General features: G+C 67.8%; 15 protein-coding genes. 8 read left to right on the top strand and 7 right to left on the bottom strand.

From position 1 onward, the window contains the following. Positions 1-102: 102 nt before the first annotated feature. The 3 genes from mutS (at position 103) to HZR14_RS03265 (ending at position 6,602) form a co-directional block, all read left to right on the top strand. Positions 103-2,859: a DNA mismatch repair protein MutS gene (gene mutS / locus HZR14_RS03275; protein WP_181691439.1), complete on the top strand. Its 2,757-nt coding sequence runs from the start codon at positions 103-105 to the stop codon at positions 2,857-2,859. 46 nt (positions 2,860-2,905) lie between these two features. After that, positions 2,906-4,936 carry a DNA mismatch repair endonuclease MutL gene (gene mutL, locus HZR14_RS03270; RefSeq protein ID WP_181691438.1) on the top strand — a complete coding sequence of 677 codons (2,031 nt, stop codon included), beginning with the start codon at positions 2,906-2,908 and terminating at the stop codon, positions 4,934-4,936. A gap of 154 nt (positions 4,937-5,090) precedes the next feature. Continuing rightward, a complete protein-coding gene (locus HZR14_RS03265) occupies positions 5,091-6,602 on the top strand; it encodes an MATE family efflux transporter (RefSeq protein WP_181691437.1) in 1,512 nt (503 codons plus the stop codon). Between the two features lie 20 nt (positions 6,603-6,622). Here the strand turns inward: HZR14_RS03265 and HZR14_RS03260 are convergent, their stop codons facing one another. From HZR14_RS03260 to HZR14_RS03250, 3 genes are all read right to left on the bottom strand, one after another. Next, on the bottom strand, positions 6,623-8,443 hold the full coding sequence (locus HZR14_RS03260) for a tRNA ligase subunit PheS family protein (RefSeq protein WP_181691436.1): 1,821 nt from the start codon (positions 8,441-8,443) through the stop codon (positions 6,623-6,625). Beyond that, positions 8,443-9,957 carry a phenylalanine--tRNA ligase subunit alpha gene (gene pheS, locus HZR14_RS03255; protein ID WP_181691435.1) on the bottom strand — a complete coding sequence of 505 codons (1,515 nt, stop codon included), beginning with the start codon at positions 9,955-9,957 and terminating at the stop codon, positions 8,443-8,445. The genes HZR14_RS03260 and pheS overlap by 1 nt, the downstream gene beginning before the upstream one ends. A gap of 135 nt (positions 9,958-10,092) precedes the next feature. Next, complete coding sequence (locus HZR14_RS03250; RefSeq protein WP_181691434.1) at positions 10,093-11,088, bottom strand: DUF5784 family protein; 996 nt, start codon at positions 11,086-11,088, stop codon at positions 10,093-10,095. A gap of 390 nt (positions 11,089-11,478) precedes the next feature. Between HZR14_RS03250 and HZR14_RS03245 the strand changes: the two genes are divergently transcribed. Next, entirely contained in the window at positions 11,479-11,649 is a 171-nt protein-coding gene (locus tag HZR14_RS03245; protein WP_181691433.1) for a DUF5786 family protein, read from the top strand. 99 nt (positions 11,650-11,748) lie between these two features. On the opposite strand, the gene HZR14_RS03240 is transcribed toward HZR14_RS03245, so the two are convergent. After that, positions 11,749-12,159 (bottom strand): DUF8159 domain-containing protein, encoded by a 411-nt coding sequence (locus HZR14_RS03240; protein WP_181691432.1) that lies wholly within the window; start codon positions 12,157-12,159, stop codon positions 11,749-11,751. Positions 12,160-12,335: 176 nt separating this feature from the next. Between HZR14_RS03240 and HZR14_RS03235 the strand changes: the two genes are divergently transcribed. Together HZR14_RS03235 and HZR14_RS03230 are read left to right on the top strand one after the other, a co-directional pair. Then, on the top strand, positions 12,336-12,695 hold the full coding sequence (locus tag HZR14_RS03235; RefSeq protein ID WP_181691431.1) for a response regulator: 360 nt from the start codon (positions 12,336-12,338) through the stop codon (positions 12,693-12,695). Positions 12,696-12,781: 86 nt separating this feature from the next. After that, entirely contained in the window at positions 12,782-13,732 is a 951-nt protein-coding gene (locus HZR14_RS03230) for an alpha/beta hydrolase (protein WP_181691430.1), read from the top strand. Between the two features lie 54 nt (positions 13,733-13,786). On the opposite strand, the gene HZR14_RS03225 is transcribed toward HZR14_RS03230, so the two are convergent. Together HZR14_RS03225 and HZR14_RS03220 are read right to left on the bottom strand one after the other, a co-directional pair. Then, positions 13,787-14,317, bottom strand: a complete 531-nt coding sequence (locus HZR14_RS03225; protein ID WP_181691429.1) for a DUF8054 family protein — start codon at positions 14,315-14,317, stop codon at positions 13,787-13,789. Further along, entirely contained in the window at positions 14,314-15,078 is a 765-nt protein-coding gene (locus tag HZR14_RS03220; RefSeq protein WP_181691428.1) for a nucleotide-binding protein, read from the bottom strand. Before HZR14_RS03220 ends, HZR14_RS03225 begins: the two co-directional genes overlap by 4 nt. A gap of 123 nt (positions 15,079-15,201) precedes the next feature. On the opposite strand from HZR14_RS03220, the gene HZR14_RS03215 reads away from it, so the two are divergent. After that, positions 15,202-15,342, top strand: coding sequence for a hypothetical protein (locus HZR14_RS03215; protein WP_181691427.1), 141 nt, complete (start codon positions 15,202-15,204; stop codon positions 15,340-15,342). Positions 15,343-15,394: 52 nt separating this feature from the next. On the opposite strand, the gene HZR14_RS03210 is transcribed toward HZR14_RS03215, so the two are convergent. Next, a complete protein-coding gene (locus HZR14_RS03210) occupies positions 15,395-16,054 on the bottom strand; it encodes a DUF7095 family protein (RefSeq protein WP_181691426.1) in 660 nt (219 codons plus the stop codon). A 137-nt stretch (positions 16,055-16,191) separates the two neighbouring features. Between HZR14_RS03210 and ncsA the strand changes: the two genes are divergently transcribed. Then, positions 16,192-17,175, top strand: coding sequence for a tRNA 2-thiolation protein NcsA (gene ncsA, locus HZR14_RS03205; RefSeq protein ID WP_181691425.1), 984 nt, complete (start codon positions 16,192-16,194; stop codon positions 17,173-17,175). Positions 17,176-17,291: the final 116 nt, after the last annotated feature.

The raw sequence follows: 17,291 nt of genomic DNA, 5'->3' as shown, positions 1-17,291 counted from the left end.
CCCCGACCCGTCACGACCGCCCCGACCCGTCACGACCGCCCCGATCCGTCACGACCGCCCCGACCCGTCACGTTTTAACGGCCTGCACCCCCCGATTCGGGCATGAGTTCGGGTATCGTCGGGGAGTTCTTCGAGTTGAAGGCCGACAGCGGGGCCGACCTGCTGGCGATGCAGATGGGCGATTTCTACGAGTTCTTCGGCGAGGACGCCGAACTGGTCGGCGAAGAACTCGACCTGAAGGTCTCCGAGCGGGCCTCGGGCGGCGAGAGCTACGCGATGGCGGGCGTCCCGGTCGACGATCTCACGCCGTACGTGAAAGCGCTCGCCGAACGGGGCTACCGGGTCGCGGTCGCCGACCAGCGCGACGACGACGGGGGGATCGTCCGCGAAGTGGTCCGGATCGTCACCCCCGGAACGCTCATCGAGACGGACGACGCCGATGCGCAGTACCTGGCGAGCGTCGCGTGCGATGGCGACGGCTACGGGCTGGCGGTTTGTGACGTGACGACCGGACGGTTCCGGGCGACGACGCTGTCCGGCGAGAACGCTGGGGGCCGGACGCTGTCCGAACTCTACCGGTTCGACCCCGTCGAGGTGTTGCCGGGACCGAGGGTTCGCGGTGACGACGACGTCCTTGCCGCGATCCGCGAGGACCTCGATGCCCGGCTGACGCTGCACGAGACGGAGGCGTTCGCACCGGGGCGGGCTCGCCACCGCCTCACGGAGCAGTTCGGCGAAGCCGCGGGGACGGTCGGCCTCTCCGGAATCGCCATCACAGCGGCGGGGGCGGCGATCGACTACATCGAGGAGACTGGCGTCGGCGCGCTCGCCTCGGTCACGCGGATCGGCGCGTACGAACCCGACGACCACGTCGCCGTCGACGCGACGACCCAACGGAACCTCGAAGTGACGGAGCCGATGACGCCGGGAGGACGGACGCTGTTCGGAACGATCGACCACACCGAGACGAGCGCCGGCGGGCGACTCCTCAAGGAGTGGCTTACGCGCCCCCTCCGACGGGCGGAGACCCTCGAGACCAGACACGAAGCCGTCGAGGCGCTCCTCGGGGACGCGTTGGTCCGAGAAGGGATCGCGGAGACGCTCTCGGGGGTCTACGACGTCGAGCGCGCCGCCGCCCGGGCTGTCTCGGGGAGCGCCGACGCCGACGCCCTGTTGCGCGTCCGGGAGACGCTCGCGTCGGTTCCGGACCTCTATGAGCGCATCGATGGATCGCCGGAGCTCACCGATTCGCCGGTCGCGGCGCTGTTCGCGGACCTCGACCGGGCCGCGATAGCCGACCTCCGGTCGGAGCTTTCGGCGCTGGCCGACGATCCCCCGAAGACGCTCCACGAGGGCGGCCTGATAAAACGCGGCTACGACGAGGCACTCGACGACCTCGTCGGCCGTCACGAGGCGGCGGTCGAGTTCTTCGAGACGCTCGAAGCCCGCGAGAAGGATCGACACGGCTTCTCGCGGGTGACGGTCGGGCGGAACAAGACCGACGGCTACTACGTCCAGATACCCAAATCGGAGGCCGGCGACGTCCCCGAGGACTACGAGGGGATCAAGACGCTGAAGAACGCCGAGCGGTACGTCTTCGAGGAGCTCCGCGAGAAGGAACGGGAGATATTTCGGCTGGAGGACGAACGCGGTGAGCGCGAGTACGAGGCGTTCTGTCGGCTCCGGGGGACGGTCGCCGATCGGGCGGACCTGCTCGGGGCGGTCGGCCGGGCGCTCGCGGAACTCGACGCCTACTGCTCGCTTGCGACGCACGCCGCACGGCAGGGCTGGGCGCGGCCGGAGCTGACCGACGATCGCGTCCTCGACGTCGAATCGGGCAGACACCCCGTCGTCGAGACCGAAACGAGGTTCGTCCCCAACGACCTGTATCTCGACCGCGATCGCCGGTTCCTGCTCGTCACCGGTCCGAACATGTCGGGGAAGTCGACGTACATGCGACAGGCCGCGCTCGTGACGCTGCTCGCACAGGTCGGCTCGTTCGTCCCCGCCGACGCGGCCCGCGTCGGCCTCGTCGACGGGATCTATACCCGCGTGGGCGCGCTCGACGAACTCGCTGGCGGGCGTTCGACGTTCATGGTCGAGATGGAGGAGCTCTCGAATATCCTCCACTCGGCGACCGAGGACTCGCTCGTGATCCTCGACGAGGTCGGCCGCGGCACGGCGACCTACGACGGGATCTCGATCGCCTGGGCGGCCACCGAGTACCTCCACAACGAGGTCGGTGCGTTCACGCTGTTTGCGACCCACTACCACGAGCTGACGTCGCTGGCCGAGGAACTGCCCCGCGTCGAGAACGTTCACGTCGCCGTCGCGGGAGAGCCGGGGGCGGAAACGGGAGCAAGAGCGGAGGCGAAAACGGGGGCGGAAACGGGACCCGACGGAAACGGAGGCTCGGGGGAGGGCGTCACCTTCCTCCGGACGATCGAGCCGGGGGCGACGGACCGCTCCTACGGCGTCCACGTCGCCGACCTGGCCGGCGTTCCGGCCCCCGTGGTCGACCGGGCCGGCGAGGTCCTCCGACGGCTCCGCGAGGAGCGGGCGATCGAGGCGAAAGGCGGCTCCGAGGGGCCGGTCCAGACGGTGTTTGACCTCGGGAGCGGGGAGTTCCAACACGGGGGGAACGAAGCGAACGGCGACCGATCGGCCCCGGCGGACGGTGACCAGTCGGTTTCGAAACGGGAGCCAAAAGACCGGCCGAAGGGGGGCGACGGACGCCGGATCGACCCCGAAACCGCCGCCGTCCTCGGGGAGATCCGGGAAGCGTCACTCGCGGAGACCTCGCCCGTCGAATTGATGAACCGCGTCCGGGAGTGGCAACGCCGCCTCGAGGGAGAGTGAGCGAAACGGTTACCCCCGGTCCGATACATCGTCGAATCGACCAGCGATGCCACCGGAAATCAGGGAACTCGACGCCGAAACGCGGGATCGAATCGCGGCGGGCGAGGTCGTCGAGCGCCCCGCGTCCGTCGTCAAAGAGCTCGTCGAGAACGCCCTCGACGCCGACGCGAGCCGGGTCGACGTGACGGTCGAGGCGGGCGGGACCGACCGGATCGTCGTCTCGGACGACGGGGTCGGGATGGCCGAATCCGACGCCAGACTGGCGATCGAGGAACATACGACGAGCAAGCTCCGGGACGTCGGGGAGCTCGCCGCGATCGGCACGCTCGGCTTCCGTGGGGAGGCGCTGCACGCGATCGGGTCGATCGCCCGTCTCGGGATTCGGACGAAGCCGCGTGGCGGCTCCCACGGCACCGAGTTGATCGTCGGACACGGCGAGCTCGTCTCGTGTGGCCCCACGGGCTGTCCGGAGGGGACGACCGTCGAGGTGAGAGACCTCTTCGGGAACGTCCCGGCGCGCCGGAAGTATCTCAAGACCGAGGCGACGGAGTTCGACCACGTCGCCCGGATCGTCACCGGCTACGCGCTGGCCCGCCCCGACGTCGCGATATCGCTCTCGCGGGACGGCGGCGAGACGTTCGCCACGACGGGCGACGGCGACCGAAAGAGCGCGGTGATGGCGGTCTACGGCCGCGACGTGGCCTCGTCGATGATCCCCGTCGAGTCCGAGGGGGACGACGGCCCGCTGGCCGGCGTCGAGGGGCTCGTTAGCCACCCCGAGACGAACCGCGCGGGCCGGGAGTACGTGACGACGCTGGTCGAGGGCCGGTACGTGACCGCGAGCACGGTCAGGGAGGCGGTCGTCGACGCCTACGGGGACCGGCTCGCGCCGGATCGATACCCCTTCGCGGTCGTCGATCTGTCGCTCCCGCCGGGCGGGGTCGACGTGAACGTCCACCCCCGGAAGCTGGAGGTACTCTTCGCCGAGGAGGCGGCGGTCAAAGCCGGCGTCGCCGAGGCGGTCGAGTCGGCGCTCTCGGAGGCGGGACTGCTTCGTTCGCGCGCGCCACGTGGACGGTCGGCCCCCGAACAGACGGCGGTATCGCCCGGAACCCCCCGAGACGGGGACCGGGGCGGTTCGGACGGCCACGGCGATCGGGATGACGCCGCCGGGACGGAGGGGGTCGAAACCGGAAGCCGAAGCGAGAAGACCGACGTCGAAACCGGGGAGGCGAGCACCTCCGGGACGGACCGGACGGGCGGACGAGCGCGAAACCACGGCACTCCGGGGACCGGGACGGGGACCGACACCGGCGGGGAAGTCCCCACCTCGAAGGCCGGTGCGTCGACGCGAAAGGAGTCCTCGACGACGGCGTCCCCGAGTGTTGACTCCCCGTCCGGGGCCACGACACAGCGGACGCTCGACGGCGGGGAAACGGCCGGTACGCCCGAGCGTTTCGATCGGCTCCCCGACCTGGGCGTCCTCGGACAGTTCGACGACACGTACCTGGTCGCCGAGGCCGATGACGGTCTGGTCTTGATCGACCAACACGCCGCGGACGAGCGGGTGAACTACGAGCGGTTACGGGAGCGCTTCGCCGGGGATGTCACGACCCAGACGCTCGCCGACCCGGTGACAGTCGGGGTGACCGCCCGCGAGGCGGCGCTCGTTTCCGAGTACGGCGAGGCGCTCTCGCGGCTGGGGTTCAGAACGCGGCTCGACGACGACGAGACGCTCGCGGTGACGACGGTGCCGGCGTTTCTGGCCGACCACGTCGGCGAGACCGCACCAAAGCTCGCCCGCGACCTGCTGGGGGAGTTCGTCGGCGGCGACCCCGACGGCACCGTCGAGTCGGTCGTCGACGACGTCCTGGGCGATCTGGCGTGTCATCCCTCGATCAAGGGGAACACCTCGCTGCGGGAGGGGACCGTCAAGGGGCTGCTCGAGGCCCTGGACGGCTGTGAAAACCCCTACGCCTGCCCGCACGGCCGGCCGACAGTGATCGAGGTGTCCACGTCGGAGATCGACGAGCGCTTCGAGCGCGACTATCCGGGCCACGGCGGCCGGCGAAGGTAGCACGGCCACTGCTGAACGAGGGCGAGCACGGCCACTGCTGAACGAGGGCGCGGCGTCGAGACGGAATCCATTTGCCCGGCCGGGGCGTACTCTCGGTAGTGCGCGGTCACGAAGGGAGACTGGACGAGGGGATCGGTCGGGAGGGACGGCGCTGATGTTCAAAGGCCCGGACGATCTCGAGCTCACCGAGGGCGGGATCGCGAAGCCGCTGTTTTATCTCTCGGTTCCGATCGTCATTACGAACCTGTTGCAGACCGCCTACAACCTCGTCGATATGTTCTGGCTCGGCCAGTATTCGACGACGGCGCTGGCGGCCATATCCTTCGCGTTTCCGATGGTGTTTTTGCTCATCTCGCTGGGGCTCGGGGTCTCGGTCGCCGGATCCGTGCTTGTCGCCCAGAACGTCGGGGCGGGCGACGAACGCGCCGCGGAGTACGCTGCCTCCCAGACGGTGCTGTTCGCGGTCGTCGTCGCCGTCGTGATCGGGGCGGCGGGGTACGTGCTGGTCGACGATCTCTTGCGTCTGTTCGGGGCCGAACCGGCGACGCTCGCGGCCGCGACCGCCTACATGCAGGTGATCTCGCTCGGACTGCCGCTGATGTTCGGCTTCTTCGTCTTCATTTCGTTGATGCGGGGGTACGGCGACACGGTCACGCCGATGCTCGTGATGTTCGGCACCGTCGTCGTCAACCTCGCGTTGGATCCGTTTCTCATCTTCGGGTGGACACTCGTCACCGACGCCCCGCTCGTCGGGACCGTCTCCTTCCCCGAGTTGGGCGTCGTCGGAGCCGCCTACGCGACCATCGTCGCTCGGGGACTAGCGATGGCCGTCGGCCTCGCGATCATGTTCGCCGGAACCCGGGGCGTCAAAATCCGGCTCGCGGACATGCGCCCCGACGCCGCGTATTTCAAGACGATGCTCGACGTCGGTGTCCCGGCGTCGATCGAGGGGACCGGACGGGCCGCCTCGGTCAACGCGATGCTGTTGGTCGTCGGAAGCTTTCCGACGGCGGTCGTCGCCGGCTACGGGATCGGCGTTCGGATCTTCTCGGTCATCTTCCTGCCGGCGATCGCCGTCTCTCAGGGCGTCGAAACGATGGCCGGACAGAACATCGGCGCGGAAAAGCCCGACCGGGCCGGCCAGGCGGCCCACTTCGCCTCGAAGGCGATGTTTCTCATCCTCGGGGCCGCCGGCGTGTTGATCTTCTCGTTTCCGGAGCCGATTTCCGCGGTGTTCACCGACGATCCCGCCGTACTCGACGTCGGCGCGGAGTTCCTCCGGTACGTCTCGCTCACGTTCGGGTTCATCGGCGTGATACGCGCCTACACCGGCGCGTTCCGAGGGGCGGGACAGACACTCATCGCCGCCGCCATCGCGCTCGCGTTCCTCGGGGGCATCCGTCTGCCGGTCGCGGCGGCGCTGGCCTACGGGGTCGGCCCGTACACGTTCGACGTCGTTGGCGTCACGGTCGAACTACCGGCGCTCGTCGGGGCCCTCGGGCCGCCCGGCATCTGGTGGGGGTTCGTCGTCTCGAACGTCGCGGGTGCGGGCATCACGTACGCGTGGTTCCGCCGGGGGACGTGGCGCGACGGCGACGTCAGAGCCGGGGGGAACGGAGATCCCACGGAACCGGACGTGGACGTCGATCTCGACGTAGACGATTGAGGCGGGGGCGGTCCGGACGTTCACCGGAGCCCGTCGAGGCGGAACTCGAAGGCCGCGACCGGGAGTTCGAGGTCGTGTTCGACGAGCACGTTCGGGTGGAGTTCGCCGACGACGCCGACCGACTCGCCGTCGAGGACGATCTCGGCCGTCCGACCGTTTATAAACGAGGGATGTGCCGTCGGCGGCGTCGAAAGCGCCGTATCGAACGCGCGTGCGATCGCCTGGAGTCCGGCCTTGGCGTCCTCATAGGAGGCGTCGGTCCGGGCGACGACGCCGGCGACCGAACGGTGTTCGGCGACACCGGTCGGCTCGTCGGGATCGACGCCCGCAACGAGGCCGATCTCGGCGAGGTCCTGTGGGTAGCTCCGGTGGGTGTTGTTTTCGAGGACCATCAACAGCGAGGGAAGCGCCCACGTCCGCAGGACGGTGTAGGCCTCGCTATAGGGTCCGGTGATGGTCGGCGGCTCCCGAGCGCCGAGGGCGTCGTCATCGGGGGCGAGTCCCATCCGGTCGAAAAGCGCCTCTTCGTTCGTCATGTGGAAGTTCAACAGGTCCTCGAAGCCGAGACCGACGAGCGCGTCGCGGGCGGCGTCCTCGAGCCGAGAGGTCCCGTGGCGGCCGCCGACGGTCGAGACGTTCGGGTACGTCGGTTCGAGTTCGTTGAAGCCGTACGCACGCCCCACGTCGTCGACGACATCGGCGGGGTGGAGGACGTCGACCCGGTAGGACGGGATCTCGACGTCGTAGCTCAACGCGTCGTCGAACGCGTCACGGTCGGGGGCGTCGTCCCCGAGGCCGCTTGGATCCGCCCTCCCGTCGGCGGGAGCGGCTCCGGGTCGCACCGATCCATCGCCCCCGGACGGCTCCGCGTCGAGGCCGGCCCGTTCGAGCAGGTCGACGACCTCGGTCCCGGGGATGTCGACCCCGAGCGTCCGCTCGATGCGGTCGTGAGCGACGCGTTTCGTGTCCGTCGAGAGGTCCGGCCGGAGCAACTCGCGGTCGTCGTAGCGAACCTCGACCGCCTCGATCCGGCCGCCGCGGGCATCGAGCGCGTAACAGACGATCGACAGCATTCGATCGATCGTCCACTGGTCGGTGCCGGTCATCTCGACGAACAGGTCACGCGATCCCTCGTCGACCTCGGTCCGTTTGCCGTTGATGACGGGCGGGAACGAAAAGAGACCGACGTCATCGTAGATCGCGGGATAGTAATCCAACCCATCGACGAGGTCGCGGTAGGTCTCGCCCGTCGGGTGGGTCTCCAGCACCTCGGCGGGGCTTCGGTCCGAGTCGTCGTCCAGCGGAACGAACCGATCGCCGTCCGGTTCGACGCCCCGATAGGTGATCGTTTTCGTCGCCGTCGCCGGGCCGTGGTCGTCGTCGCCGGCACGCCGGCCCTTCAGCATCGCCAGATCGTGGACGCCGATCGCGCCCTTCGCTCGACCACGGCCCATCGTGGCGTGGAGTTTCTCCTGGAGTTGGATGAGCGATTCGAGCCGGCTCTCGTCGAGATCCAGCCCGCGGACGATCGCGCCGGTGACGTACGGGCGTTCCTCGGGCACCGACCCCTCGACCTCGATGGCCCACTGGGCATCGTTTGTCTCGGGGAGATAAAGCCCCCGGTCGTGGCCGTACTGGTAGCGCAGCGAGCGGGCGATCCCCTCGACGGAGAGCCGATCGAGCCGGTCGGGGGCGAACTCCAACTCGAAGTCGCCGTCATCGGTCTCGCCTTCGAACTCCAAGCCGAGCGAGAAGAGGTCGCCTTTCAGCTCCGAATCGGGTTTGTCCTCGGCACCCGCCAGCGCCCGCAGTTCGTCGGGATCGACCTCGACGACGGGCATCAGTACACCACCTCCACGTTTCGCAACAGGTCAAGATCGCACAGCGTCCCGTGGACGTCGCGGATGTCCTCGAAGCCGTACATCAACATGAGCAGCCGTTCGAGCGCCAGCCCCCACGCCATCACGTCGCACTCGACGCCGAGCGGCGAGAGCACCTCCTCGCGGAAGAGCCCGGAGTTGCCGATCTCGATCAGTTCGTCCGTCTCCGGGTGCCTGCCGAACAGCTCGAAACTCGGCTCCGTATAGGGATTGTAGTGGGGTTTGAACTCCAGATCCGTGATGCCGAACTGCTCGTAGAACTCCGTGAACGTCCCCATCAGGTCCCGCACGGAGAGTTCCTCAGCCATCACCCATCCCTCGATCTGGAAGAACTCCAGGAGGTGGGTCGGATCGAGCGTGTCGTTGCGGTAGACCTTCTCGACGCTGAAGTACCGCTCGGGCGGTTCGAGGTCGCCGACAGCGTGCCCGGAGAGATATCGCATCGACAGCGAGGTAGTGTGGCCACGCAGGGCGACGGCACGGGCGAAATCCTCGTCCCACGGGGAGTGATAGCCGTCGCCCTCGGTGGTGACGCCGTTTCGGTGGACGTCCTCGACGCGCTCGATGAGATCGGCCGGGAGGTCGTCCATCGGAGCCACGTCGAGGGCGAAGCGGTCCCAGTGGGTCCGGGCGGGGTGGTCCTGCGGCATGAACAGACAGTCGTTGATCCAGAAGTCGGCGTCCGCGTGGGGACCCTCCATCTCCCGAAAGCCCATACCGACGAGGACGTCTTTCACGCGGTTGGCGGTCTGACGGAGGATGTGTTCTTTGCCGCCGTGGACGGTCTCGGCGTCGGCCTCGACGTTGTACTCGGTGAACTCGACCTCCTCCCACTCGCCGGAGGTGAGCAGTTCCGGCGTGAGCGCCCCGACCGTCTCCGTCGCCTCGACGCCTTCCATGAGCGCCGTCACGCCCTCGTCGGTGAGCGTGACGCTCCGGACGGTCGTCTCGGTTCGTTCGACGAGCCCCCGCGTCTCGAGGCGGTCGAGGATCGCGTCGTCGGGGGCATCGGCGTCTCCGACTCCGACGGCGTCGAGCGCCTCGGCCTCGGGGTCGGCTTCGGGGTCGTACTCGGGGGCGTCGCCGAGCGCGATCATCCCGCCGTCGATCTCGCCGTACCCCTTTCTGGCGAAATTCGACAGCGCAACGTCGACCTCGGGGCCCCCCAGATCGGACCGGTCGATGAGTCGGCCCATCTCGACCGACGACTCGTCGGCACCCGCCTCGACGGCGGCGGCTCTGAGCCGGAGTTCGGGCAGTCCCGACGCCCGGTAGCGTTCGCCCTCCTCGGTGAGCGAGGCGTCCTCGAGGACGCGCTCCTCGACGGCCAACAGACCGGACTCGGCGAGTTCGAACGCCGCCCGCGTGACCGCCGCCGTGTCTTCGCCGATCTCCTCGGTGAGCGCTCCGATCGTCTTCGGATCCGTCGCGCTGGCCGCCTCCAGCAGCGCGAGTTGCGTTTCGGGGAGTTTCATTGTGTCGGGTTGCGTACGGCTGGCTGTTAGCGGTTCCGACTCGCGGACGGGGCTCCGGGCCGCGAGGGAGCGTCGGCTCGCGGGTGCGTCCGCCAACCGCGAGGGTCAACACCGGCTCGCGGGTGCGTCCGCCGATCAGACGAACCCGATAGCGCCGTCGAGATCGAACGGGAGTCGCCCGTACAGATACCCCTCGACCCGACCGTCGGGGCGGGCCCGAAACACCACGGTCGGCTCGTGGCCGACCCCCGGCTGTTCGGCTCGTACGGCCGACCACTCGGCGTCGCTAAAGGACGTACAGTCGACAAAGAGGACGGCGTTCGGGTGTTTGGCGAGCTGGTCGGTGCGTTTCGCGCCGCCGGTCTCTTTGACCGCCGCGACGGGATGGTCGGCGTGGGAGCGTCGGGCCGGCGGCTCGGGTCGCGTGACCTCGACAAGCCGATCGCCGACGGCGAAATCGAGGGCGTGGCCGCTCGCCTGCTCGACCTCCGGGACGAACCCGAGGCCGGCGTCGGCGAGGACCTTCGCGACGGTGAACTCCGACATCGTCGCGCGCATCCGGGTGAGGTCGTATCCCGGCGACGTACCGAGTTTCGACGCCATCGTGTAGCGGTGGTCGTCGAGGACACCGGTCGCGAGCAGCGACTCGTAGAACCCGAGGCCGGCCTCGCGGCTCGCGTCGGGGAAGCCGGCGGCGTCCTCGGCGAAGAACGTCCGGGTCGTGTTCCGGCCGTCCTTCGAGAAGAACACCGGGAGGAAAAACCACGTGACGTACTCGAACTCGGCGAGCCACGGATCGGTGACCTCGAGTCTGGCGGTGAGCTCGCGCTCGGCCCACCGTGAGACCGCGTAGGGAGCCTCGGCGAACGTCTCCTTGTCAGTGCGCCAGAGCGCTTCCGGCGTCTCGGTGTTGCCGAGCCAGTAGGCCCGGCCGGGCCGGAACGCGAACAGCGCGACGTCGCCGTTTTGCATGTCGAGGCGGACGGCATCGTAGCGGTCGTCGCCGACCGAGAACCATGGGTCCTCGAGTCGCGCACCGAACTGCGAGTCCAGCGGGGCCAAAAGCTGCTCTCGGACGCGATCGCGGGACCACGTTCCATTCGACCGGCGGAAGCGAAGAGGGCCTGCCACACCGTGGTTTCGGTCCCGAGTCGTTTACTGGTTGCGTTTTCGCGGTTGTGGAGGCGGTGGGGAGGCGGTGGGGAGGCGGTGGGGATTTGGGTTTGGGTTGGGGTTTGGGTTTGGGTTTGGGTTTGGGTTTGGGTTTGGGTTTGGGTTTGGGTTTGGGTTTGGGTTTGGGTTTGGGTTTGGGTTTGGGTTTGGGTTGGGGTTTGGGTTTGGGTTTGGGTTGGGGTGGGGATGCAAAAAAACCGGCACGGACCGAGGGACCGGGGGACCGGGAGACCGGGTGACCGGGAGACCGGGAAAACGAGAGATCCACCTCGAAGCCACCGAACCGCTCAGAAACCGCCGGTGGCCCCGATACATTCATGATGAATAACCACAAAGAGGAAGTATACCATGTCAATGGGTGCCTATGACGAAGCCGAACACGAGCGCCGCGAAAAGAAGACATCGACGGTCGACGCCGCCTTCGACGACGAGCGGACGACCTACCAGGGCAAGGTTGAGTACGACGCCGGTGACTCGGCGGAGGCGCTCATCGATCAGTTCAAACAAATGCGGGAGTGACTCTCGAAGGCCCGCAGTAGCGGTCCAACGACCGAAACCGTCCCCCCGTACAGCCGAAACCGTCCCCCCGTACAGCCGAAACCGTCCGTCCCTCGTACGTCACATGGATCCACCCGTCCCCGGAGGCTCGGCCTCGCCGAAGGCCGGGTCCGGTGCCGGAGATTCGGAGGCGGGGTCCCTCGTCGAGAGCACGAGCGTCGAGAAGTCGGTCTCGGAGATGTACTCCCGGTCGAGCGCGTCAAACCATCCGGCCTCGACGGCCCACCGGCCGTGATACCCGCCCTCCGTGTGAAACGCCCAAAACGTACAGTCGTGCGGCTCCCATCCGTCCTGGTAGGCCTCCCGTAGTTCCGAGCAGACGTTACCGATGTCGCCGGTCGTCAGCCCCGGCGCGGCCGTCTCGTACTCGACGTGGATCGTTCCGGACTCGCGGGCGTGACGCTCCACGTAGACGCCGAGGCTCATCAGATGCTGTTCGAGCCGATCGACGATCCGGGGTACCGACTCCATACCGGGACGTGAGGGCCGCCCGAGAAAAGAACCTGCCGCCGCGGGCGGTCGGCACGGTCGTCGTTCGAGCGATACGGACGGCCGTCGGCCGGCGCGGGCCGTGTATCGACCCCCGAAACCGGTCATACGATTATGTACCGAACGCCGGTACGGACGGACACCACGGGCTGATCACAATGCCACCGAAAGTACTCGTCGTCGACGACTCCTCGCTGCAACGGACGATCATCTCCGGCGCGCTGGGCGACCGCTTCGAGGTCGTCGGCGAGGCCGAGAACGGACGGGAGGGGGTCGAACTGTTCGAAGCCGAGCGGCCCGACCTCGTCACGATGGACATCATGATGCCGGAGATGGACGGCGTCGAGGCCACCGGCCGGATCAAGGGGTTGACCGACGAGACCAAAGTGATGATGTGCACCAGCGTCGAGCAGGCCGAAAAGATGAAACAAGCCGTCCGGGCGGGGGCCGACGAGTACGTGACAAAGCCCTTCGACGAGGACGAACTGCTCGATACGGCGACGATGCTATTGAATTGAGACAGCCGCGGGCGACGGAGTCAGCGGGGGAAGGGCCGGAGGCGAGAAACCGGAGGACTAACTCGCTTGCGCTGCGACCTCGGGATATGCCGACGCGAGACGACGGACTCGACCCCCAGGCCGCCGCGCTGCTCGAGCAACTCGAATCGGGGATCTCGGCCCCCTCGTCGACGCTGTCCGTCGAGAGCGGCCGACGGATCCTCGAGGAACTGTTCGCCGTCGCCGACCCCGAACCCGTCGACGAGGTCGTCGACATCGAGATCCAGGGACCGAACGGCCCGATCCCGCTTCGTATCTACGCGCCGGAGGTCGACGGGCCGGCCCCCGTGCTCTCGTTTCTTCACGGCGGCGGGTGGGTTCGAGGCTCGCTCGACGCCTACGACGGTCTCTGTCGACGGCTGACGAACCGTGCCGGGGCGGTCGTCGTCTCGGTCGACTACCGCCGCGCGCCGGAGCACCCGTTTCCGGCCGGTTTCGAGGACTGCTACGCGGCAACCGAGTGGGCGGCCACGCACGCGGCCGATCTCGGCGGCGATCCCGACCGGGTGGCCGTCGGTGGCGACAGCGCGGGCGGGAACCTCTCGGCGGCCGTCGCACTCGCGGCCCGGGACCGCGCTGGACCCGACCTCGCCCATCAGCTGCTCGTCTATCCGGCGCTCAATCCGCCCTCGGTGCGGTGGTTCGACTCCTACGACGAGAACGGGGCCGGCTACTTCCTCGAGATGGACAGCGTCGAGTGGTATCTCGAGCAGTACTGCGACCCCGCCGACGTCGGCAACCACTACGCCTTCCCGCTTCGGGCGCGGGACCTCTCGGGGCTGCCGCCGGCGACCGTCGTGACGGCCGGCTACGATCCGCTCCGTGGGGAGGGCGAGGCGTACGTCGATCGGCTCTCCGAAGCCGGGATCGATACCACGCATCTCCGCTACGACGCCCAGATCCACGCCTTTCTCAGCCTGTATGAATACGTCGAGAAGGGGCGGGAAGCGATCGACGACGTCGCCGCCCGGCTTCGGGACGGCCTCGACGGACGGTGAGAACGGGCGGCCCCGGTGGACGGTGAGAACGGGCGGCCCCGGCGGACGGCCGTCTCACTCCTCGAGCGCCTCGGAGAAGCCCCACTCCTCGGCACGTTCGAGCGCATCCGTGCGGGCGGCATCCCGGATGTCCGAAACGGCTGCCTCGTTTTCGAGGAACGCCTCGACGGCGTCCCGTTCGCTCCGTTCGTCGCCGTCGTCGGCGACGGCCGCGCGGACCCGCGCGGCGAGTTCAGCGTCGCCGGCGAGCCGCTCTGCGGCCGCGCCGGGCGGGATCCGAAGCGTCTCGGTTCGGTGGGGCAACTCCAGGGCCTCGGCAGCGAGGGCGTACAGTTCGAACTGATACGGCGGCGAACCGATATCCGCGAGCGCTGGCGGGCCACCTCGGTCCGTCCCCGTGTGGTAGGCGAGCGTCGCAACACCCGATTCGAACGTGATGACGCCCCGGTCGTTTCCCGAATCGAGCAGCGCGTTCCGGGGCGATACCAGCGCGTAGCCGTCGAGTTCGCGGTCGAGGGCGTCCTCGAGCGCGGGCGATAGCGCCGAGACGACCCGTGACCGGAGCAACTCCCCATCGGGGATCATGGCGGGTCGGGGATGACCGCGGTCCGGAACCGTTCGGCGACGTCCTCGTGGTCGCCGTCGTTCGGCGACAGCCGTCCGGCGGCGGTCCGGAACGCCGCCGCTGCCGGGCTCTCAGGGGCGTGATCGAGCAGGGGAACCCCGGCCGAGCGGGCGGCCTGGATGGCGTCGCTCTCGGGCACCGACGCGAGCGTCGGCCCCTCGAAATAGCGTTCGGCCTTCGCTTTGACCCCCGTGATGTCGCCACGGACGCGATTGAACACCGTCCCCGCGATATCGGAACCGTACGACAGGGCGTATTCTTGTACCTTCAGGCCGTCGGATATCGCGGGGACCGTCGGGTTGAGCACGACGACGACGCGGTCGGCGAGAACGATCGGCAACACCGCGCTCTTGGAGTTCAGCGTCGCGGGCGAATCGAGGAGCAACACGTCAGTGTCGGCGGCGAGTTCGGCGACGACGTCACGAAGCCGGTCGGGTTCGACGGATTCGAAAGCCGCAAGCGACGTGCCACAGGGAACGACCGACATGCCGAACCGGTCGTACGTCGCCGCCTCGACGGGCACGCCCCCTTCGACGAGGACGTCGTGGAGCGTCGTCTCGACGTCGGCGAGTCCCGCGTGAAACAGCAGGTTCGCCATCCCCGTGTCGGCGTCGACGACCGTCACGTCGTAGCGTTCAGCCAGCGCCATCCCGAGCGCCATCGTACTCGTCGTTTTGCCGGTGCCGCCCTTGCCGGAGGCGACGGCGAACGCTTCGACCATCTGTTGGTTGAGCCTGTGCCGATTTTATATATAAGGATTTGGGTCGCCGTCCGTCGGTCCGCCCCCCGATATGCACTAACGATCATTAACATTTAAGACCATGTAGGATAGAGAGTGGAGTAGATGACGCGAGACGAAATCGAACCGATGGTTCCGATGATGCCGCGAGCGGAAACGACCGACGATATCCGAGCGGACGGCGGCGTCCGCAAACGCTACGACGCGGAGGAAGTAGCTTCGCCTGTCGTTCCGGACCTTCGGTAGGAACCGATCCGTTCTTTTCCCGTATCGCCGCCCACGAGCAGTAGCGCCCGGTTCACACGACGTCGCCGCGGACGCTAACGCCCTCGATACCGTTGCGGTAGCGTTCGAGTTCGGCGGCGGCGGCTTCGGCCTCGGTGTCGTCCATGCCGAGCATCCCGAGGCTGGCCGAGAGCGTCGGAAGGACGAACTCGCCGGATTCGAGCCTCCGGAACGCCTCCTCGCTCGTCGTCCCGCCCTCGTCGGTGTCGACCCACAGACAGGCCGCACGCGGGTCGAGCAATTGTGTGTAGTCCCCTCTGGCCCGTGCCCCGTTCAGCCGCTGGGTCACGTTGTGTTCGAAGCCGGTATTGCAGACTTCGAGGTGGACCGGTTCGTCCTCGAAGAGGTGTGCCGCCAGACACCGTTCGGGTGCGGCGTGTCCCGAGGCGTTCGCCCGGACGTGCTCGGGGAAGGCTTCGGCCCACGTCGCCGAGACCGTCTTGCCGACCCCCGAAACCCCGAGTTCGGCCTCGAATTCGGCCTCCCGCTCGGGGGCGTCCTTGAACAGGAGGTCCTTCGTGACGTAGACACCCAGACGGTCGATCGGGTCCATCCCGAGGACGACGTCGCCGAAGGCCCACACCTCACGAACGGGAACCGGGGTCGGCTCGGTCTCGACGGTTTCGACGACGCTTCGGAGTCGATCGACCGCCTCCGCTCGGGTGTAGCTCATCGAGCGGTACAACGGTCCGATGAAACAAACGGTTGTCGCGTCGTATCGCTCCCCGAACGCGGAGGCGGTGTTGACGCGTCCGTACCGGACGCCCGGAGTCGAAACGGGTATCCGACCGACCCGGCAAGGATGCGGTGATGCAGTGCGATAAATGCGGTTCGGAGGCCGTCATGCACGCCGCCTACTCCGGGCTCCATCTGTGCTCGAAGCACTTCCGCCGGTCGGTCGAGACCCGCGTCCGGCGACGGATCCGCGACGATGCACTCCTCTCGGATACCGCCACCGCCGACGACCCCGAGATCTGGCTCATCGGCCTCTCGGGCGGGAAAGACAGCGTCGTCCTCACCCAACTTCTCGAGGAGACGTTCTCGGAGGATCCGCGGGTCGAACTCGTCGCACTCACGATCCACGAGGGGATCGAGGGATACCGGGACGCCTCGCTGGATGCGTGTCTCGAACTCACCGACGGCCTCGATATCGGGCACGAAGTCGTCAGCTACGCCGAAGAGTACGACGTGGAGATGGATTCGGTCGCCGAGGACGACCCGGAGGGGATGGCTCCCTGTGCGTACTGTGGGGTCTTCCGACGCGACGCGCTGTCACGGTATGCCGAGGAGTACGGTGCCGACAAACTCCTGACCGGCCACAATCTCGACGACGAGGCCCAGACAGCGATGATGAACGTCCTCTCGGGGGACGTCAGACAGGTCGCAAAACACTTCGATGCCTCCCTGGGGGGGTTCGACGAGCGCGAAATCGACGACGCCCCGTTCGTCCCGCGCGCGAAACCGCTCCGGGACGTTCCCGAAAAGGAGGTCGCCCTCTATGCGCACTTGGCCGACCTGCCGGTACACATGGCCGAGTGTCCTCACTCGGATGAGGCGTATCGCGGCGAGATCCAAGAGATGCTCTACGGCCTCGAGGAGGGCCATCCCGGAACCAGACATTCGATCATGTCCGGGTACGAAGAACTCGCACGGCTGGCCGCGGAGGCCTATCGCGGCGGCGAGGACAGCCCGCACGGAACGTGTGATCGCTGTGGCGCACCGACGAACAACGATATCTGCCGGAAGTGTGAACTCGTCGACGCGGTCGGCGGCGAACTGCCGGGGGACGACTGATACGGATCGTTGGGTGAGACGGCAGACTGTTCGAGTGAGATAGCGGGCCGTTCAGACGGAACAGCAGACCGTTCGGTCGCGAGCGTCAGCCGGGCGTCATACACGCTGTTTACGCG

Origin of the sequence: Natronomonas salinimetallica, from assembly GCF_013839515.1 — an archaeon.
Taxonomy (GTDB): domain Archaea; phylum Halobacteriota; class Halobacteria; order Halobacteriales; family Haloarculaceae; genus Natronomonas.
Note: the sequence above shows the minus strand (reverse complement) of the source record. Positions and strands in the feature narration are given on the sequence as shown.